Origin of the sequence: Shewanella sp. AS16, assembly GCF_021412365.1 — a bacterium.
In the GTDB taxonomy this organism is placed as follows: Bacteria; Pseudomonadota; Gammaproteobacteria; order Enterobacterales; family Shewanellaceae; genus Shewanella; species Shewanella salipaludis.
In genome coordinates, this window is sequence record NZ_JAKCLK010000025.1 from 1 (window position 1) to 2219 (window position 2219).

Annotated in this window: 1 protein-coding gene; it reads left to right on the plus strand. The window is 55.4% G+C overall.

The genetic code is table 11. The features are described 5' to 3' along the window. Positions 1 to 2219: right-handed parallel beta-helix repeat-containing protein (locus tag LZP73_RS19090; protein WP_234236493.1), on the plus strand; the 2219-nt coding region annotated here is incomplete at both ends.

Genomic DNA, 2219 nt, shown 5'->3' on the forward strand with positions numbered 1-2219 from the left:
GAGCGTTTTCTGTTTGATTTGGACAGTGTCAGCCTGAGGTTGAAAGGTCTGGACGATGCCAAGCACTATAGCCTGCATGTTACTTACCTGAATAAAGACAGCGCCTCGGCCAACTGCCAGGATTGCGGTAATCGTCAGCATCTGGAGGATGGCTTAGGTCATATCCTCCATGGCGAACGCGCGTCTCCTGTCCGCCCGACCAGTTATCAGTATGCGTTGCTTGCAACCAGTATCAACAATGGTGAGGCGCTTCTCAATTTCAGCCGTGATAAGGGCTACCGGGTTGCGGTAGCCGAGGTGTTAATCACAGAGCGCGTGCCCTTGGGGGCCGCAGAGCAGTCGATTGCGATTGCGACGCCTGTGCAGGACGCTCATGTCGGGGGTGGCAATGCCCTGGTGTCAGGCATGGCAACCGATCTATACCCGGCAAAGAGTGTTGTCGAAGTTGGGGTGAAGGCGGTGAACGGCAGTGCCGTGGCTTGGTCGCCTGTGAGTCAGTGGCAAGCAGACGGCGCCTGGCAATATCAATGGCGCTTACCCGCCGATGGCCAATACGATTTGGTTGCCCGCATCAGCAACCCGGACAGTAAACAGCTGAGTGCGGCGGTGAGGGTGACAGTCGATCAGACCGCCCCCTTGGATGTGGCTTACCTTATAGGGACAGATGTCGCCAATGATACCGGTTCACAAGTGTTGCTGCAGTGGGCGCTTTCTGGTTCTGCGGACGCCTCAAATTATCGTCTGGAGCGCCGCGAAGAGTCAGGTGCCTTTGAATTTATCGCCGACATCGCCGGTAGCGTAAATCAATATCAGGACCACGGTCTTCAGCAGGACACCCGTTATTTTTACCGTATTACCGTCCGGGATAGAGCTGGCAACCTCAGTCGTGGCGTGATATCCGCTGCCGTGATAGCAAAAGATAACTCTGGGGATAATCAGCCGCCGGAAGATATCACCCAACTGCAGACGGTGCGCGGTGATGGTGAAGTTTATTTAAGTTGGCTGCCGAGTCTGGACAGTGCCCATGACTTGACGAATTACCGGCTCGATATCTCCAAAGACGATGGTGTGAGCTGGGGCAGCAATGCCCCCTCCTTCGATGATGGCAGTGCACTGTTGTTGGACAAGAGCCGCCGGGACCATTTGGCCGGCGAGCTGCTCAATGGCCAGGTGTATCGTTTCCGAGTCAAGGCCGTGGATGGTGCCGGTAACGCCAGTGTCGGGGTGATTTCCGCCGCAGTCACACCGACCCTGAACGCGGTGACCACAGTGTCCGGGACTATTGCATCCGACACCAGCTGGCGCACGGGGGTGTATTATGTCAGCGGCGATTTGACCGTGGCGGCAGGAAAGACGCTGACCATTTATCCCGGCGTGATAGTGAAGGTAGGGAGTCAGCGCTCCATCAGGGTTGCGGGTCAATTGGACAGTCTGGGTACCGAGACCGAGCCGGTGTATTTTACCGCCTACACGGATGACAGTGTGGGCGGTGACAGTAACGGTGACGGTTCAAACAGCGTGCCAGCCGCTGGTTATTGGCGCCAGCTCTGGGCCGACGACAATGCGGTACTTAATTTGACTCACACCAAACTCAGGTACGGTGGTGCTTTACAGAATCAGGCGATCTATGGTGAGTATAATGCCGTTGTGAACCTGAACCATGCCGAGGTGAGCGATAACCTGGGCACGGGGGTGCGGATCCTCTATGCCAAGTTATCTGTGTTGGACAGTGAGGTGCATCACAATACCGGGACAGGTATTTCTGCCGATGGTTCGAGTTATACGCATTTAATCGAGGTACATGGCACGGCATCCCATGACAACGGTTCTCACGGATTCAGTGTCGACAGCAGTACTTATACCCTGTCTTTGGTGGGCAATGCGTTTGAGCGCAATGCCGGCTATGGTGTTTATACCAACAGGGCATTGACTGCATTTGAGTTTAAAGACAACAGAGTGCAATTTAACGGTCATGCCTTGCGACTCCCCTTCTCGGCCTTGCCGGGTGTGGACGATAACAACAGCGTTGTTGCCAATGACTCCCAGGATATTGAGCTGTTGGGCAACGAACTGACCCGAAGCGTGAAGACAGATGCCTCTTCTGTCTATCGGGTTCTCAGTGGGGAAGCGCGTGTCGCTGCCGGTACGCTGCTGAATCTGCCGGCAGGCAGTATCTGGAAGTTCAGTCCCGGCACCCGTTTGCGGGTGTATGGTGCCTT